Genomic DNA, 16971 nt, shown 5'->3' with positions numbered 1-16971 from the left:
TGCTCGCGATGGCGGTGTATCAGTCACGTTCAATGTCGCTGACCCACCGCTATCGCGAGCAAGCTCGCTCCCACAGGGGGACAGCTGTGCTGTGGCTGTTAGTTTTTCAGCGGTATCAACACCGCTTCATCCTCACCCATCACCATGAACACCAGCAGTTTCGCCGGCTGGCTCGTGCTGGCGTTTCTCGAGACCAGGTGCTCGGACCCCGCTGCTTCATACCAGAACTCTCCAGTCTTGTAGGTCTTCGCCGGCTCACCCTTGACCTGGGAAGTGATGGCGCCTTCCAGTACGTAGGCCATGGCCGTGCCCTCATGCTTATGGGCAATGGACGCTTGGCCGGGGGCATAGTCGACGGTCAGCATCATGGTTTTTTTACCTGGAGCGTTTTTCAGCAATTGCTCCTGCAGCACCGTGACCTTCTCCGAAGGCGCGGCTTCGTGGGCGTAGGTCTGGGTAATGGGCAGCAGGCCGAGGGCGGCGATCAGACAGAGTGTTTTCATGAAGGTATGACCCATGTGGTTTCGAGTGATTTCGCGCTGTCGCGGCGATGGATTCACCCTAAGCCCCACGGAGGGGCAAGCAAACGTCCAATCTTTCGGAAGGTGGGTAGACCAATACCGCGATCCACCCAATTTGAAAGCTACCCCCTGTAGGAGCTGCCGAAGGCTGCGATCTTTGGCTCTTGATCTTTGGCTTGGGATTTAATTGGATTGGACAAGATCGCAGCCTCGTTGCACTCGGCTGCTCCTACAGACGCGGAGTGTCAGCTATTGAAGTCGACGCTGCGCGCCAGGCGGTTGTCGATCAGGCTGATGAAGCCTTGCACTTCCGGGCAGTTGAAGTGGGCTTGCATGGCCGCTTCCGACTGCCAGCGGGCACTGACGCTCCAGCGGTCGCCATCGTCCGGGCAACGGTCGACCAGGTAGGCATCGCAGCCCGGCTGCGTACGCAGGGTCTCGACGATTTGCTGCAATTGCCGGCCCAGTTCTTCCGAGCGACCGGCGGCGGCTTGCACCTGTACGGTATTGATCACTTGGCGAGACATTGTTCAGGCTCCTGAATCAAGTCGCAGGGGGTTGTTCAACATCAATGACACCCATGCAGGATAGGCCCGCCGGGGCAAGGCTCAAACAGCCAATGGGCGGATAAATGCCCAGTCCAATCCCTCAGGCCACTTGCTGCAGAATGTCGCGCAAGCGGTCCAGGGCTATGTCGATGTCCAGGGTTTCGATCGCGCCGAAACCAAAGAACAGGCCCGGCCGCACAGGGGCCTCGTTGAAAAAACCATCAAGGCTGTAGAGCCCGACTTCGGCTTTTTTCGCCAGTTCGATCACCAGCGCCAGGTCCATCGGAACCTTGCACAACACCGCCATATGAAAGCCCGCGGTGGTGGGCACGGCCTCGAACCAGGGCGATAAGTCCCCGCCCATGCGAGCCAGGATTCGCTCGCGGCGACCGGCATACAGGGTGTGGCAGCGGCGGATATGCTTGAGCAGGCAACCCTCGGCGATGAACTTCGCCAGCGCCCACTGGGGCAGGGTGGAGGTGTGCTGGTCGGTGAGGCGCTTGGCCAGGATTACCGCTTCAAGAATCGCCGGCGGCAGGATCGCATAGCCCAGGCGCAACTCCGGCAACAAGGTCTTGGAGAAGGTGCCGACGTACGCCACGATCCCGCGCTCGTCCAGGCTCTGCAACGAATCGGCGGGCCGGCCTTCGTAGCGGAATTCGCTGTCGTAGTCGTCTTCGATGATGATCGCCCCCAGCTCATAGGCCCGCGCCAGCAGGGCCTCGCGGCGGGCCTGGCTCATGGGCATGCCCAGGGGAAACTGGTGGGAGGGCGTCACATAAATCAACCGCGTGCCGTCGGGGATCAGGTCGACCCGCATGCCTTGCTCGTCCACCGGCACTCCGACCACCGTGGCGCCCTGGGAGCCGAACAGCAAGCGCGCCGGCGGGTAGCCCGGATCTTCCATGGCCACCAGGCTGCCGGGCCGGGTCAACACCCGCGAGATCAGGTCCAGGGCTTGCTGTGCGCCGTTGCACACCACCACGTCTTCATCCTGGCAATTGACCCCGCGGGAAAACGCGATGTGCCGGGCAATGGCATTGCGCAGCGACGGCAGGCCTTCGGGCTGGCTGTAGAAGCCCTTGGCGCTGGCGATCTGGCGCAGCGCATGGGCCGTGCAGCGCCGCCAGTCGTCCAGCGGAAACTGGCCCTTGCCCGTGGCGCCGCCGATGAAGTCGTAGCGCAACGCGCCTTCGAGGGTGGGATGGCGCATCAGGTCGGGCATGGTGCGCCAGGCTTCGACGACGTCGGCGCCGGCCAGTTCGCGGTGGCTCTGTTTGCGCACGATCCTGGCCGGCCGTGCGTTGACGTAGGTGCCTTTGCCGATGATGCCGGTGAGCAGGTTTTCGTAGGTCAGTTGAGCGTAGGTGTCGGAGACGGTCTTGCGCGAGACTCCCAGTTGTTCGGCCAGCAGGCGGCTGGGCGGCAGTTGCGTGCCGGCCGCCAGGCGACCGCTTTCGATGGCGCTGCGCAATTGTTGATACAACTGGCCCGACAGGTCCTTGCGGCCGTTGATGACAACATGAAGTTCCATACCCGCAAGCTCCTGGGCGATTGTTTGGCCGCCGGCGTCAAAGGCGCAAGATTACCCGCATTGTGCGACTGCATAGAAGTTGCGTGGGGAAAATCCCGCCTATTGGACTTGCCTCCGGGTTTTTCGACAAATTGGACCTGTCATTGGCCGGTCCCAGGGCCTAGCGTGAAGGTCCCGAATACCACGGAGCCCGCCATGAGCCCGCGTCTGGATTACTACACTGCATCGCCTGGGGCGATGAAAGCCATGATCGGCCTGGAAGCCCTGACCAGTCGCCTGAGTATCGAACCGGCGCTGCTGCATCTGATCAAGATCCGCGCTTCACAACTCAATGGCTGTGCCTTCTGCACCGACATGCATTCGGTGGAGGCGCGACGCCAGGGCGAGACCGAGCGGCGGCTCTACGCGGTGGCAGTGTGGCGCGACAGCGGTTTTTTCACTGCCCGCGAACGCGCCGCCCTGGCCTGGACCGAGGCGGTGACGCTATTGGCTGAAAGCCAGGTGCCGGACGACGTCTATGCCCAGGCCCGGGCCTGCTTCAGCGAGGAGGAACTGGTGGACCTGACCCTGGCGATCAGCACCATCAACAGCTGGAACCGGCTGGCGGTGAGTTTTCGCCAGAGTCCGGGTGGCTGATCCGCGAGAGCCAACTGTGGGAGCAAGGCTTGCCCGCGATGAACGATGATGAGGTGAATCTGGCGGACCGTGGCGCCTGGATCGCGAGCAAGCTTTGCTCCCACAGAGCAGGTCTGTCGTTTGCCTCTATTTATTTCCGTTGGGCAGCAGCGAATTGCTGGTCGGAACCGGCGGCCGCTGGGGCTTGACCGACGTGCCAAACGTATTGCCCATGCGCACGCCAGTGGCCGCCGGGGTTGCCAGGCCGATGCTGTTCGGTGCGCGTTCGTTGACCGGCACATTCATGGCATCCTGGGCCCGTTGCGCAGCTGTTGCAGCCTGCGGGTCGTTGCCCATCTGCCGGCTCAGGCAGTTGTAGTCGGGGGTCTTGTAGCCACCGACGGTCACCTCGATACACGCCGGGGCTTCTTCGCCCTGGGCCCACGGCAGGGCCAGGAGCAGCCCGACACCGGCCATCATTTTCGTCCACTGTTTCATCATCGACCTCCTGCCCGTCACACCCGACGGTTCGTTGTCTGGGCATCAGTCTAGTGCGGCCCGGAGGATTTGTATCAGATGTCATACGACATTCATAAACACCCCTCAGGATGACGGTTTTCAACGGATACGTCAGTCGTGCAGCAGGGCAGAGCCGGGGGCGGACGCGGGCGTGGATTGACCAGGGCGCCCTTGCGGTGGCTGATGGTGTTGCTGTGTCTGCTGGCCGGGCCGATCCAGGCGGTCGGCCTGGTGGACCTGGACATCGCGCCCCAGGAACTGACCACGGCGCTGGAGCAGTTCAGCCGGGCGACGGGCATGGCGGTGCTGGTGGACCACCAGTTGTCGAGCCAGCGTCATACGCTGGGTGTCCAGGGGCAGTTCACACCCTCCGAAGGGTTGAGGGTGTTGCTCAGCGGCACCGGGCTGGCGGCGCACTATGCCCGGGAGGATGCGTTCACGTTGCAGCCGGTGCAGGTCCGCGAGGTACCGCTGCCTCCCGGCGTCACCCCAGGCTTGAGTGACAGCAACTACGCGGCAGCGATCCAGACGGTCATCCAGCGCAATTTGTGTCGTTCACCGTTGACCCGCCCAGGCAGTTTCCGGGCGGTGCTGCAAGTGTGGATCGGCCGGGACGGCGTGGTCCAGCACAGCCGCCTGGTCAGTTCCACGGGCGACCTGATGCGGGACAAGGCCTTGGTCAACAGTTTGCAAAACCTCAGGATCGACCGTCCGGCGCCCAGCTCGTTGCGCCAGCCGGTGACCCTGCTTTTGTTACCCGACTCATCAGGAAGAAGCATGGAATGCATAGCAGGGGAAGGGGTGTCCGGGCGATGAAAGACTCCGGTCGCAGCCCGTTGGTGAAGTTGTTCCTCACCTCGTATGAGGATTTCAAGGTGCGCCTGCGCAGGCGCCTGGGGTCCGAGGAACTGGCCAACGACGTGCTGCATGAAACCTACCTGCGGGTCGATCGAATGATCGATACGCAGGAGATTGCCCAGCCCAACGCTTATTTATATCGCATGGCCCTGAACATCGCCGCCGACCGTCGACAGGCCGATGCGCGCCTGCTCACCGGCGATGAAATCGAGGAATTGCTGCAGGTCTCGGATGAAACGCTGGATCCGGCCCGTGTGGTGGGTGGGCAGAAGGAGCTGCAGACCCTGCTCAAGGCCTTGTACGAACTGCCGACGCGCCGTCGCAGGATTTTCATCGCCGCACGCCTGGAGGAAGCGCCGCACCTGGAAATCTCCCAGCGCTTCGGTATTTCCACGCGCATGGTGGAGAAGGAAATCAAGGCTGCGTTGGGGCACTGCGCCCAGCGCCTGGAAAGAAAAGTCATTCAGCGGTTCGGTCCCGGCGCGGGAAAACCGTCTTGAGAGTAGAGACCCGACCCTTTCGTGAGTGTGTGTGCGCTTGAACATCTTCAGCATCACTTCCCCTGACGCCACGCCCCAGGCTCGATTGGCCAGCGAGGCCCGAGACTGGCTGATCCTGCTGACCTCGGGGCGCGCCACCGTGGCCGATGCCCGGGCCTTGCGCCTGTGGTGCGGGCAAAGCCCCGAACATGCCCGGGCCTTCGAACAGGCCAAGGCGCTGTGGCAGGGGCTGCAACCTGCCGCCGCCGCGGTGCAGGCGCCCCGGCATTTCGGCCGCCGGGCGTTGTTGGGTGGCGCCATCGCGGCGTCGGCAGCTTTCCTGTTGATCCGCGCCACGGTGCCCGGTGGTGTTTCCGGGCTGGGAGCCGACTACGTCACCGATGTCGGCGAACAGCGCCGGGTGGAACTGGCCGAGGGCGTCAGCCTGGAACTCAATACCCAGACCCGCCTCAGTCGCCGCGCGCTGGCCGATGGCGGGCAAGGACTGGAGTTGCTCAGCGGCGAGATTGAAGTGCAGGGGCGCAGTGCCCAGGTGGTCAGCGTCCAGGCCGGCACCGGCTGGATCAGCGCTGCCCGGGCACGCTTCAACATTCGCTACACCGACCAGAGCGTCTGCGCGACTTGCCTGGAGGGTGTGGTGCAGGTCGAGGTACAAGGCCAGCGGTTTCGCCTGGAGCCGGGCATGCAACTGACTTACGACCCTGGTCGGGTGGGCGCTCCCAAGCGTGCCGATGTGTCGGCAGCCATCGCCTGGCGTGAGCAAGTCCTGGTGTTCAACGACGCGACCCTGGCCAGCGTCATCGATGAAATCAACCGCTACCGTCCCGGCATATTGCTGCTGCTCAACCGCGAACTGGGCCAGCGCAAGGTCCAGGCGCGGTTTCGCCTGGACCAACTGGCGGGCGTGGCGCTGTTGATCCGCGATGCCTACGGCGCCAAATGCACTGAATTGCCGGGTGGGGTGGTGGTGCTGAGCTGAGGCCAGTGGCGTCTGGGCAGGCCTCATCGCGAGCAGGCTCGCTCCCACAAAGGCCCCGTGCTTGGCCCAAATCTAGAATTCACCCAATACCCCTGTGGGAGCGAGCTTGCTCGCGATGAGGTCGGCACATTCGACATCGCCCTCAACAGACCCACCGCTATCGCGAGCAAGCTCGCTCCCACAATGTGTGCCAAGCCTTGAAGGTCACCCGATAATCTGGGGGAGCTATTCCAATGGCCCCAGCACCTGTCGATATTTCTCTATGCCCTGAGGCGTCTGCCGGGTCAGGCTGATTTCGATGCCCATCGGGTTTTCCTGGCGGTTGCCGCTGAGCTTGCGCCAGCCTTTTTCCCTGTCCCAGAACCGCAGTCCGGCGTCGCTGACGTCACTGAGCACCGCCACGCCCGGGCCGGGTGCGGGCAGTGGGTAGCGACTGCGGGCCTGGCCTTGGGCGCGGTAAAGCGTGTCGCCCTTGAGCCACCAGCGCACCCGTTGCAACTCGCCCTCCTGGGTCGCCGCCACGCGGATCACATCCAGGCGAAACCCCCTGCCATCGGTGCTGCGCACGGTGAGGGCGGGCGGGGCGGTCGAGGGCGGGTCGTCGACGCCGGGTTTTACCGGTTCACTCAGCTCGATGCTGGCGCGCAGGGCCACGTCGCGCTCCAGTTGGTTCAATACCCGCAACAAGGCTTCGGTCTGTTCGGTACTGGCCTGCAAATGGCTGTCGGCACGGGTCACGCTGTCCAGCCCGCGCCAGGCGATCAGGCTGACCACCGCCATCAGCAGGATCGCCACCATCACTTCCAGCAAGGTGAAGCCGGTCTGCCGGGCGCTCATTGGAGTTGCACCCGCCCGGCGGCACTGCGTTGCACCGTGAGACTGTTCAGGCCGTCCGACAAGCGGATCTGCAAGGGCTCGCCGAGCCATTCGGCATTGAGCACGACCCGCTGCCTGGGTTCCACGCGAACCTCCATCGACGGGCTCTGCCAACGACGGGAATGCAATTGCGGATCGTCCTTGAAGCGATCCAGCCCCACGCCTTGATCGGCGCGACGACTGAAGCCGAACCCCTTGGCATCCCAGCGCCAGGTAATCGGCCGTCCGTCAGTGCGGGCTTCGGTCTGGGCCAGTTGCAACAGTTGCACCAGTCGCTCGCCATCCTGGCGCAGCAACTTCAACGGATCCGGCTTGATGCTCAGGCTCACGGCGGCGCTGGCAATGCCGATGATCACCAGCACCACCATCAATTCGATCAGGGTGAAACCGCGTTGCTTGCCGAGGTTCATGCGCGCTCCTTTGCGTGAAAGCCATCCTGCACGGTGAAGATGATAAGGATGTGAAATAAAACGGAGAGAATTGACGCGTACGCTGGACGCTGGAACCAAAAAAAGGAGATTCAGGCCATGACGTTCATAGAGCGTGTGTCCCCGGCGCAAATCGTCCAGGCCGTGGGCCTGTTGGCGGCGTTGGCCGGGGTGGCGACCTGGTCTTCGCTGCTGCTCACGTCGGCCGAGTCGCGCACGCCGGATGTCGCCCCGCAACGCATGGCCGAGCGTTCTGATAACCCGGCGCTGCAATGGTTCTCCAACCAGCCGGCAGCAGTGGACATCAAGGTCAGCGGCGTGATGGCCGGCACTCGCACGCCCGTGGCGATCCTCAGTCTCAACGACGGACCGCCGCGCAGTTTCCTGGTGGGTGAACGGGTGGCCCAAGGGGTACGGTTGGTGGCGATCGAGGCGCAGGCGGTGGTCATCGAGCGCGGCAATGAGCAGACCCGGCTGGTCCTGGCTCGGTTGCCGGATTCGGTGAGTCTGCCTTCTCTGTGGGAGCAAGGCTTGCCCGCGATGAAGACGACGCAGTCTCCGAGGAAATGAGGCGCCTGCATCGCGGGCAAGCCTTGCTCCCACAGATAAACCCCTCGCCACAAAGGATGTGTTAGCCCACACCACTCAAGGCTTTTCCCGGCTGACCAACGTCTCCAACCGAGCCAACGGCGGTGCTTCGCGACTGCGGTCCGACACGCTCAGTTCGACCCGCAGCAGCCTACCGTTTTCCGCCGGGCGCAAGTTCTGTTCGCAACGCAACAGCAATCGCCCCTGATCGCATTCGAACACTTTCGAGCCCTGGGCAAAACGGCCTTCCAGACGCAACTGCGCCAGTTGGCTACGGGCGGCCAGCAGGGCGATGGATTTGTCGCGCAGCAGGCCGTTGCTCTGGGTCATCACCGCAGCCACGCGCACCGCGGCCGACATGGCCACGGCGATGATCGCCAGGGCCACCAGCACTTCGATCAGGGTGAAGCCGGCTTGCGGCGCAGGGCGTGACATGGCGCGGGCTCGGGGGCGAGGGCAGCCTTCAAGGCTAGCCGCCGTTCATGACCAATTGACGACGCAAGCTCCAGAGCAATTTCAATATCACTGACATATTTTCTTGCAACACTGCGCCTCGAATCGAATCCAGCGAAGGACCGTCGAGATGCAGATTGCCCGTTACAAAGCCCGTTTCCCAGGCCCTCGCGGGCAGTCGGGTTTCACCCTGATCGAAATCATGGTCGTGGTGGTGATCCTCGGCATCCTGGCGGCGATGGTGGTGCCCAAGGTACTCGACCGCCCTGACCAGGCGCGGGCAACGGCGGCGAAACAGGACATTGGCGGCCTGATGCAAGCCCTGAAGCTGTATCGCCTGGACCACGGCAGTTACCCGAGCATGAACCAGGGCCTCAAAGTGCTGGTGGAAAAGCCCGCCGATGCGAAAAACAGCACCTGGCGCTCTTATCTGGAGCGCCTGCCCAACGACCCATGGGGCCGTCCATATAACTACCTCAACCCGGGTGCCAACGGCGAAGTCGATATCTTTTCCCTGGGGGCCGACGGTCAGCCTGACGGCGACGGCGTGAATGCCGACATTGGCTCCTGGCAGTTGTAAGGGCCGTGATGCAGACGGATTCGCCCCTCGCGGCGAAGCAGCGCGGCATGGCGGTCATCAGTGCCTTGCTGATCGCTGCCGTGGTGGCGGTCATCGCCGGCGGCATGCTGACCCGCCAGACCCTGTTCACCCGCAGCCTGGAGGCCGAGCAGTTGCGCGTCCAGGGCACGGCGCGGTTGCAGGGTGGCCTGCAACTGAGTCGCCAGTTGCTCTGGGACGCCCGCCAGCGCGATCCGCTGACGCGCTTTGGCCAACCCTGGGCCAAACCCATCGTGATGCCGGGTTCGGGCCAGATCGACACGCCGTTCGAAGGCCAGCTGGAAGATGAGCAAGGCAAGTTCAACCTGCGCAACCTCGTCGCCAATGAGCGTGTGGACGAAGAACAAGTGCGCGCCTTCGAACGCCTGTGCCAGCAGTTGGGCGTGGCACAAGCGGTCAGCACGCGCATTGTCGAAAGGGTGGTCGAGGCCTATCCGCGCCTGTTGAATCCGCAGCGGGTGGACCAGGCGCCAAAGGCCAATACCTTCAACAGCGGCCGCGAGACCTCGCCACAGGCCGACAACACGCCGCAGGCACCGACGCGCCCGATGCTGCGCACCTTGCAAGACTTGCGCAGCGTCAAGGGCGTCAATGCGCGGTTACTGGAAACACTGGCGCCTTACGTGACGATCCTGCCGACCAACACCTGGCTCAATGGCAACACTGCCAGTGCCCCGGTGCTGGCCGCCTACGTGCCGGGGCTGTCGCTGCAACGGGCCGAGGCACTGGTCAGGGAACGCGACGGTGGCCACTGGTTTATCAATCGTGGGGATTTCGTCAATCGCCTGCGCATGCCGGAGCTGGACACCGCCAGCGTCAAGGTTGGCATCACCAGCGACTGGTTTCTCCTGCGAGGCCAGGCACGCAGCGGACAGCGGCGGGTCGAACTGGAGGCGTTGCTGCAACGCACCGAGGACCGCTTGCCCCAGGTGATCTGGTCAAGGGTGGGCGTATGACGCGCTTGCGCATCGCCCTGGCGCCGCTGGGCAGCCTGGATCTCGACAGTGAGGTGGCATTTGCCTGGCTGGATCGCCAGGGCCAGGTTCGTGAGCAGGGCCGCAGCAGCCTCCGTGCGTTGGGCCAAGGCGGTAAGACTATTTCTGTGGAGTGCTTCCTTCATCCCCGCGACAGCCTGTTGACTCGCCTGGAGTTACCGTCGTTGCCAGCGGCCAAGATCACCGCCGCGGTGACGTGCGCGGCCCAGGCCCTGATGCTCGGTGCCAGCGAACACATGCAGGTGGCCCACAGTCCGCGCGGCGTCGACGGGCAGGTGCAGATCGCCTGGCTGGACCGTGAATCCCTCGCCACGCTGGGCCGGCTTGTGCACCAGGCTGGCATGAAGCTGCGTGGCCTCTATCCGGCGGCCTACGCCTTGCCGGTGCTGTCGGGGCCGGTGGCCTGTATCGAGGACGGCCACCTGCTGGTGCGCCATGACCTGCAGCACGCCGTGGTGCAACCGTTGCAGGAGGAGGCGCTGGACGAATGGCTGCTGGAAACGGGGCCTGGGTTGCACTGGGTCGGCGAGGCGCCGCCGCAATCTTCGATCAGCACCTTGGCCGAAACCCAACGCTGGATGGGTGCTGCGCCAGGTTGGGGACTGCATGCCGGCCTTGCACGCAACGCGGCCGAGCGCGGCGGTTGGGGCCGGGCGGCGGCGATCTGCGCGACAGCGCTGGCAGTATGGGTGATTGGGTTGAACCTCTACGCCGCCCGCGAAGCGGCCCAGGGCCAACGGCTCAAGGCGCAGATGAGCCAGCGGGTGAAGCAGGCGTTTCCCGAGTTGCCGGTGATTCTCAACCCGCTGCAACAGGCGCGCCAGCAAATCGCGGCGCGCCAGAACGGTGCAGCGACCGACCCGGCCCAACGCTTTGCCAGCCTGGTGCAACAGGCGGGCAGCGCCATGCCGTTCATGAGCGGCAATGTCCAGGCGCTGGTATTCGAGAACGGTGAGTTGCGCCTGAATGTCGTGGCCGAGGCGCAGAAAACCACTGCCGAAGAGGATTGGAAAATTCTCCTGGCCCAGGCCGGCATTGACGTCGCTGCCATCGATCAGGGTTGGACCCTGCGTGTGGCTCCGGCCGGCCAGGGCAGCTCCGACGAAACTCCGGACGCCGAAGATGAATAAGCAATCCCTGGCCCTGGCGTGGGGGCGCTGGCAAGCCTGTCGCACGCGTTTGCGCACGTTCTGGCAGGGGCTGGCAGTGCGCGAGCAAGCCGCCGTGGCCCTGGCTGCGCTGGTGTTGGGCGGCTGCCTGGTCTGGCTCGCACTGATCCAGCCACCGCTCAAGACCATCGCCTACTGGCAAGCCGAAACCCCGAAGCTGCGTTCACAGACCGAAGCCCTCGAAGTGCTGTTGCGTGACGTCGCAGGGCTTGCGCCCGACCAGCCTCTTGAAGCGGCCTTGCGCCAGAGCCTGGACGCCAGCGGCTTGAGCGAGCACTACCAACTGCGAGCGCCCGACGCCGAGCGCCCCAACGCCTGGCAGCTCACGTTCGACCAGGCTCCGGCAGAGGCGGTGATCAGCTGGCTATTGGGCAACCCACGGCAATTCTCCCTGGAAGTGATCGAGGCCCGTTTGCAGCGCACCGCCCTTGCCAATCCCGACAACCACGACAACGACACCGACAACACCGCCGGCACACTGTCCGGAACCGTTCGCATGGATCAGGCGCAAGGCGCTAAGGAAGCTTCATGAAAGGGGCCAGATACCCACGTCATTGGCGCAAGGCTGCACCGCTGTTGTTGCTCGCGTTGAGTGCGTGCAACAGCACGCCACCCGCGTCGCAGCCACCGTTGCTGGTGGACAGCGAGTTGGGTATTCCATTGGGGAGTACCCAGCGCAGTGGCGATGCATTACTCGATCGCCAGCGGGCCCAGGACCTGCGTGAACATAAGCCCGCGGTGCGGCACCAGGTCGACCTTACCGCCCGTGCCCGTGAGCCGCGTAGCAATGCGCCGGCGCGCACACCCTTGGGCGATCAACCGGTGACGCTGAATTTCGTCGAGGCCGATATCCAGGCGGTAGTGCGGGCCTTGTCCCGTTCCACCGGCCAACAGTTCCTGGTAGACCCGCGCGTCAAGGGCAACCTGACGCTGGTGTCCGAAGGCCAGGTGCCGGCCCACCAGGCCTACGACATGCTGCTGGCCGCGCTGCGCATGCAAGGCTTCAGCGTGGTAGACGTCGGCGGCGTGGCCCAGGTGGTGCCGGAGGCCGATGCCAAGCTGCTGGGTGGGCCGATCTACAGTGCCGACAAACCGGCCGGCAACGGCATGCTGACCCGCACCTTTCGCCTGCAATATGAGAACGCGGTGAACCTGATCCCGGTGCTGCGCCCGATCGTGTCGCCGAACAACCCGATCAATGCCTACCCGGGCAACAACACCATTGTCGTCACCGATTACGCCGAGAACCTGTCGCGGGTCGCGCAGCTCATTGAAGGCATCGACACCCCGAGCGCCATCGACACCGACGTGGTGCCGGTCCACAACGGCATCGCCGTCGACATCGCGCAAATGGTCTCCGACCTGCTGGAAACCCAGGGCGGCGACCAGACCCAGAAGATCAATGTGATTGGCGATCCGCGCTCCAACTCCATCATCATCCGCGCCGGCAGCCCCGAACGCACGGAGCTGGCGCGCAACCTGATCTACAAACTCGACAACGCCCAGAACAACCCGAGCAACCTGCACGTGGTGTACCTGCGCAATGCCCAGGCCGGCAAACTGGCCCAGGCCCTGCGCGGATTGCTCACCGGGGAAAGCGAAGGCGAGGGCAGCGACAACTCGCGTTCGGTGCTCAGCGGCATGGGCGGCAACACCAATGGCCAGAGCGGGCAGAGCAGCAGTGGCGATGGCACCAGCAGCACCACCGGCGGCAGTGCTTCGACCAGCGGCAACGGCTACGCCCAAGGCAGCAACAGCACGACCTCCGCTTCGCCGAAAAACGAACAGGGCACTGCCTTCAGCGCTGGCGGCGTGACCATCCAGGCCGACGCCACCACCAACACCTTGCTGATCTCCGCGCCGGACCCGCTGTACCGCAACCTGCGGGAAGTCATCGACCTGCTGGACCAGCGTCGCGCCCAGGTGGTGATCGAGAGCCTGATCGTCGAGGTCGGCGAGGACGATGCCAGCGAATTCGGCGTGCAATGGCAGACCGGCAACCTCGGTGGCAGCGGCGTGATCGGCGGGGTCAATCTCGGCGGCACGGGGCTCAATCTCAATGGCAAGACCAGCATCGACGTGCTGCCCCAGGGCCTGAACCTGGGAGTGGTCAACGGCACGGTGGACATTCCCGGTATCGGCAAGATTCTCGACCTCAAGGTCCTGGCCCGGGCCTTGAAGAGCAAGGGTGGCACCAATGTGTTGTCGACACCGAACCTGCTGACCCTGGACAACGAAGCAGCAAGCATTTTTGTCGGCCAGACCATTCCCTTCGTCAGCGGTAGCTACGTCACCGGCGGAGGCGGCACCAGCAACAACCCGTTCCAGACCGTGACCCGCGAGGAGGTGGGTTTGAAGCTCAATGTCCGGCCGCAGATTTCCGAAGGCGGGACGGTCAAGCTCGATATCTATCAGGAGGTCAGCAGCGTCGATAATCGCGCCTCGAGCACCACGGGTATCGTCACCAACAAGCGCGCCATCGACACCAGCATCCTGCTCGACGACGGACAGATCATGGTCCTTGGCGGGCTGTTGCAGGATGGCTACAGCCAGAGCAATGACGCGGTGCCGTGGTTGTCGACGATCCCGGGGATTGGCGCGCTGTTTCGCAACGAGCGGCGGCAGATCACCAAGACCAACCTGATGGTGTTCCTGCGGCCCTACATCATCCGCGACACGGCGGCGGGCCGCGGCATCACCCTCAACCGCTACGACTTCATGCGCCGCGCACAGGGCCTGCTGCAACCGGAACGCAGCTGGGCACTGCCGGACATGCAAGCCCCGCAACTGCCGGCCTCGGCCCGGGCCATCCCCGGGGCTGCGCCGGTGAGCTTGCACACACCCAGGGCGGTGATCAAGGCGGTGCCCGTCGAAGGAGGCACCCGTTGATGAACACCAACCCTGTGGGAGCGAGCCTGCTCGCGATGACGGCGCCCCGATCGATAGCCATGCAGGCTGACACACCGCTATCGCGAGCAGGCTCGCTCCCACAGGGGGCGTGTGTGTGTCTTGGGCCTGGGGGGCAACATGAACACCCTCCCATACGCCTGGGCCAAGGCCCAGCGCCTGGTGTTGCGCCAGTCCGAAGAAGGTGCGGTGCTGATGGTGTGTCCGTCCACGCCGGGCTGGTCCATCAGTGAAGTGCGTCGTCAATTTGGTGAGGTGCGGTTGGAGCGGGTGCGCGACGAGGAGCTCGATGGGCTGCTCAACAGTGCCTATGCCGACACCGGCAGCGCCGCGGCGGTGGTGGGCGCGGCGGAAAACGAAGTCGACCTCGACCGGCTGATGCAGGACATCCCCGAGATCACTGACCTGCTGGACACCCAGGACGGCGCGCCGGTGATCCGCATGATCAACGCCTTGCTGACCCAGGCCGCACGGGACGAGGCCAGCGACATCCACATCGAACCCTACGAGAGCCATTCGGTGGTGCGCTACCGCGTCGACGGCACCCTGCGCGATGTGGTTTCGCCGCGCAAGGCCCTGCACGGCGCACTGGTGTCGCGGATCAAGATCATGGCCCAGCTCGACATCGCCGAAAAACGCCTGCCCCAGGACGGGCGCATCGCCCTGCGCGTCGCCGGGCGACCGATCGATATCCGCGTCTCGACGGTGCCCACCGGCCACGGCGAACGGGTGGTGATGCGGTTGCTGGACAAGCAGGCCGGACGCCTGCAATTGGAAACGTTGGGGATGGACACGGACGTGCTGGGCAAGCTCGATCACCTGATCCGCCAGCCCCACGGCATCGTCCTGGTTACCGGCCCCACGGGCAGCGGCAAGACCACCAGCCTCTACGCCGCCCTGGCTCGGCTGGACGCCAGCGTGCACAACATCCTCACGGTGGAAGACCCGGTGGAATACGACCTGCCGGGCATCAGCCAGATCCAGGTCAACGCCAAGATCGACATGACCTTCGCCCTGGCTCTGCGGGCGATCCTGCGCCAGGACCCGGACATCATCATGATCGGCGAAATCCGCGACCTGGAGACCGCGCAAATCGCCGTGCAGGCCTCCCTCACCGGGCACCTGGTGCTGGCGACGCTGCACACCAATGATGCGGTGTCGGCCGTCAACCGCTTGATCGACATGGGCGTCGAGCCGTTCCTGCTGGCCTCATCGATGCTCGGCGTGCTTGCCCAGAGACTGGTGCGCAGGTTGTGCCCGCAGTGCAAACAGCCCGATCCGGCCACGCCCGGCACCTGGCGGCCGGTGGGGTGCCCGAGCTGTAACCAGACCGGCTACAGCGGCCGCACCGGCATCCATGAATTATTCTGCATCGACGATGACATCCGCACGCTGATCCACCAGGGGGCAGGGGAGCAGGCACTGCGCGCCGCCGCTCGCCGAGCGGGGATGTTCAGCATGCGCGAGGACGGCGAGCGCTGGGTGCGCAGTGGCACCACGGCCCCTGAAGAAATCCTGCGCGTAACACGGGACGCCTGATGAATCGCTACCGTTTCGAGGCCGCCGACGCCCAGGGCAAGATCGAATCCGGACACTTGGAAGCCGACAGCCAGGGGGCGGCTTTCAACCTGTTGCGCAGCCGTGGGCTGACGGCATTGCAGGTGCAGGTTGAGCGCAATACGCCGCCAGCCAACGGCGGTGGCTTGTTCAGCGCCAAGCTTTCGGACAACGACCTGGCCTGGGCCACCCGGCAACTGGCGAGCCTGCTGGGCGCAAGCCTGCCGTTGGAAGCGGCGTTGAGCGCCACGGTGGAACAGGCCGAGCGCAAGCACATCGCCCAGACCCTGAGCGCGGTGCGCGCCGATGTGCGCAGCGGCATGCGCCTGGCCGAAGCCCTGGCGGCGCGGCCACGGGATTTTCCGGAAATCTACCGGGCGTTGATTGCCGCCGGTGAAGAGTCCGGTGACCTGGCCCAGGTGATGGAGCGGTTGGCGGACTACATCGAAGAGCGCAACAACCTGCGGGGCAAGATTCTCACGGCGTTCATCTACCCCGGGGTGGTGGGGCTGGTGTCGGTTGCCATCGTGATTTTCCTGCTCAGCTATGTCGTGCCGCAGGTGGTCAGCGCGTTCTCCCAGGCCCGGCAAGACCTGCCCGCGCTGACCGTGGCGATGCTCACCGCCAGTGATTTCATTCGTGCCTGGGGCTGGTTGTGTTTTGGCGTACTGGCCGGTGGCTTCTGGAGTTGGCGCATGTACTTGCGCAAACCGGCGGCGCGGTTGAACTGGCACGCGCGGGTGTTGCGCCTGCCGCTGATCGGGCGCTTTGTACTGGGCCTCAACACCGCGCGGTTTGCCTCCACCCTGGCAATTCTCGGCGGAGCAGGGGTGCCGTTGCTGCGGGCGCTGGAGGCCGCGCGCCAAACCTTGTCCAACGACCGCCTGAGCCAGAGCGTCAGCGAGGCCACGGCCAAGGTCCGCGAAGGGGTCAACCTGGCGGCGGCGCTGCGGGTGGAAAAAGTCTTCCCGCCGGTGCTGATCCACCTGATCGCCAGCGGCGAGAAAACCGGCTGCCTGCCACCGATGCTCGAACGCGCCGCGCAAACCCTGTCCCGAGACATCGAACGCCGGGCGATGGGCATGACTGCGCTGCTGGAGCCGTTGATGATCGTGGTCATGGGCGGCGTAGTGCTGGTGATCGTCATGGCGGTGTTGTTGCCGATTATCGAGATCAATCAGTTGGTTCAGTAAGCACACGCAACCCGTGGCGAACATTGATCTTGTGGCGAGGGGATAAATCCCCTCGCCACAACTGCCGCGATCAGCCAGTTATTTTTGCCGTGCCGCAGCATCTCCCGAGCCT

Annotated in this window: 19 protein-coding genes; 12 read left to right on the top strand and 7 right to left on the bottom strand. The window is 64.4% G+C overall.

Annotated features, from left to right (window positions below):
• Positions 1-98 precede the first annotated feature (98 nt).
• The 3 genes from KI235_RS17565 to KI235_RS17555 form a co-directional block, all read right to left on the bottom strand.
• Entirely contained in the window at positions 99-503 is a 405-nt protein-coding gene (locus KI235_RS17565) for a cupin domain-containing protein (protein WP_003202636.1), read from the bottom strand.
• Positions 504-766: 263 nt separating this feature from the next.
• Positions 767-1048 carry an antibiotic biosynthesis monooxygenase family protein gene (locus KI235_RS17560; protein ID WP_013693545.1) on the bottom strand — a complete coding sequence of 94 codons (282 nt, stop codon included), beginning with the start codon at positions 1046-1048 and terminating at the stop codon, positions 767-769.
• Between the two features lie 121 nt (positions 1049-1169).
• Entirely contained in the window at positions 1170-2603 is a 1434-nt protein-coding gene (locus KI235_RS17555; RefSeq protein ID WP_003202633.1) for a PLP-dependent aminotransferase family protein, read from the bottom strand.
• Positions 2604-2798: 195 nt separating this feature from the next.
• On the opposite strand from KI235_RS17555, the gene KI235_RS17550 reads away from it, so the two are divergent.
• Complete coding sequence (locus KI235_RS17550; RefSeq protein WP_003202631.1) at positions 2799-3239, top strand: carboxymuconolactone decarboxylase family protein; 441 nt, start codon at positions 2799-2801, stop codon at positions 3237-3239.
• Between the two features lie 126 nt (positions 3240-3365).
• Here the strand turns inward: KI235_RS17550 and KI235_RS17545 are convergent, their stop codons facing one another.
• Positions 3366-3719, bottom strand: coding sequence for a hypothetical protein (locus KI235_RS17545; RefSeq protein WP_003202629.1), 354 nt, complete (start codon positions 3717-3719; stop codon positions 3366-3368).
• Between the two features lie 201 nt (positions 3720-3920).
• Here KI235_RS17545 and KI235_RS17540 point away from each other — a divergent pair, with 201 nt between their 5' ends.
• The 3 genes from KI235_RS17540 to KI235_RS17530 are packed head-to-tail and all read left to right on the top strand — an operon-like array spanning position 3921 to position 6074.
• Positions 3921-4553 carry a secretin and TonB N-terminal domain-containing protein gene (locus KI235_RS17540; RefSeq protein WP_003202627.1) on the top strand — a complete coding sequence of 211 codons (633 nt, stop codon included), beginning with the start codon at positions 3921-3923 and terminating at the stop codon, positions 4551-4553.
• On the top strand, positions 4550-5095 hold the full coding sequence (locus tag KI235_RS17535) for a sigma-70 family RNA polymerase sigma factor (protein WP_212795194.1): 546 nt from the start codon (positions 4550-4552) through the stop codon (positions 5093-5095). Before KI235_RS17540 ends, KI235_RS17535 begins: the two co-directional genes overlap by 4 nt.
• Before the next feature lie 37 nt (positions 5096-5132).
• The gene (locus KI235_RS17530) at positions 5133-6074 is read left to right on the top strand and encodes a FecR domain-containing protein (RefSeq protein WP_039012850.1); all 942 of its coding nucleotides are present in this window, start codon (positions 5133-5135) and stop codon (positions 6072-6074) included.
• A gap of 225 nt (positions 6075-6299) precedes the next feature.
• Here KI235_RS17530 and KI235_RS17525 read toward each other — a convergent pair whose 3' ends face one another.
• The gene (locus tag KI235_RS17525) at positions 6300-6911 is read right to left on the bottom strand and encodes a type II secretion system protein GspJ (RefSeq protein WP_212795193.1); all 612 of its coding nucleotides are present in this window, start codon (positions 6909-6911) and stop codon (positions 6300-6302) included.
• Positions 6908-7360: a type II secretion system minor pseudopilin GspH gene (gspH, locus tag KI235_RS17520; protein WP_003202620.1), complete on the bottom strand. Its 453-nt coding sequence runs from the start codon at positions 7358-7360 to the stop codon at positions 6908-6910. The genes KI235_RS17525 and gspH overlap by 4 nt, the downstream gene beginning before the upstream one ends.
• A gap of 117 nt (positions 7361-7477) precedes the next feature.
• Here gspH and KI235_RS17515 point away from each other — a divergent pair, with 117 nt between their 5' ends.
• A complete protein-coding gene (locus KI235_RS17515) occupies positions 7478-7948 on the top strand; it encodes a type II secretion system protein N (RefSeq protein ID WP_003202618.1) in 471 nt (156 codons plus the stop codon).
• Between the two features lie 75 nt (positions 7949-8023).
• Here KI235_RS17515 and gspI read toward each other — a convergent pair whose 3' ends face one another.
• Positions 8024-8401, bottom strand: a complete 378-nt coding sequence (gene gspI / locus KI235_RS17510; RefSeq protein WP_003202616.1) for a type II secretion system minor pseudopilin GspI — start codon at positions 8399-8401, stop codon at positions 8024-8026.
• A gap of 148 nt (positions 8402-8549) precedes the next feature.
• On the opposite strand from gspI, the gene gspG reads away from it, so the two are divergent.
• The 7 genes from gspG (at position 8550) to gspF (ending at position 16859) form a co-directional block, all read left to right on the top strand.
• The gene (gene gspG, locus KI235_RS17505; RefSeq protein ID WP_003202615.1) at positions 8550-8999 is read left to right on the top strand and encodes a type II secretion system major pseudopilin GspG; all 450 of its coding nucleotides are present in this window, start codon (positions 8550-8552) and stop codon (positions 8997-8999) included.
• Positions 9000-9007: 8 nt separating this feature from the next.
• Positions 9008-9994: a type II secretion system minor pseudopilin GspK gene (gene gspK, locus KI235_RS17500; RefSeq protein WP_028236933.1), complete on the top strand. Its 987-nt coding sequence runs from the start codon at positions 9008-9010 to the stop codon at positions 9992-9994.
• Entirely contained in the window at positions 9991-11163 is a 1173-nt protein-coding gene (gene gspL / locus KI235_RS17495; RefSeq protein ID WP_003202611.1) for a type II secretion system protein GspL, read from the top strand. The genes gspK and gspL overlap by 4 nt, the downstream gene beginning before the upstream one ends.
• On the top strand, positions 11156-11734 hold the full coding sequence (gene gspM, locus KI235_RS17490) for a type II secretion system protein GspM (RefSeq protein ID WP_003202609.1): 579 nt from the start codon (positions 11156-11158) through the stop codon (positions 11732-11734). Before gspL ends, gspM begins: the two co-directional genes overlap by 8 nt.
• A complete protein-coding gene (gene gspD / locus KI235_RS17485) occupies positions 11731-14091 on the top strand; it encodes a type II secretion system secretin GspD (protein WP_212795192.1) in 2361 nt (786 codons plus the stop codon). The genes gspM and gspD overlap by 4 nt, the downstream gene beginning before the upstream one ends.
• A 138-nt stretch (positions 14092-14229) precedes the next feature.
• A complete protein-coding gene (gspE, locus tag KI235_RS17480; RefSeq protein WP_003202605.1) occupies positions 14230-15648 on the top strand; it encodes a type II secretion system ATPase GspE in 1419 nt (472 codons plus the stop codon).
• A complete protein-coding gene (gspF, locus tag KI235_RS17475; RefSeq protein ID WP_003202603.1) occupies positions 15648-16859 on the top strand; it encodes a type II secretion system inner membrane protein GspF in 1212 nt (403 codons plus the stop codon). Before gspE ends, gspF begins: the two co-directional genes overlap by 1 nt.
• Positions 16860-16971: the final 112 nt, after the last annotated feature.

This window comes from Pseudomonas sp. St386 (genome assembly GCF_018325865.1).
Taxonomy (GTDB): domain Bacteria; phylum Pseudomonadota; class Gammaproteobacteria; order Pseudomonadales; family Pseudomonadaceae; genus Aquipseudomonas; species Aquipseudomonas brassicacearum.
The sequence above is the reverse complement of the archived record's forward strand: the minus strand, read 5'-3'. Positions and strand labels throughout refer to the sequence as shown.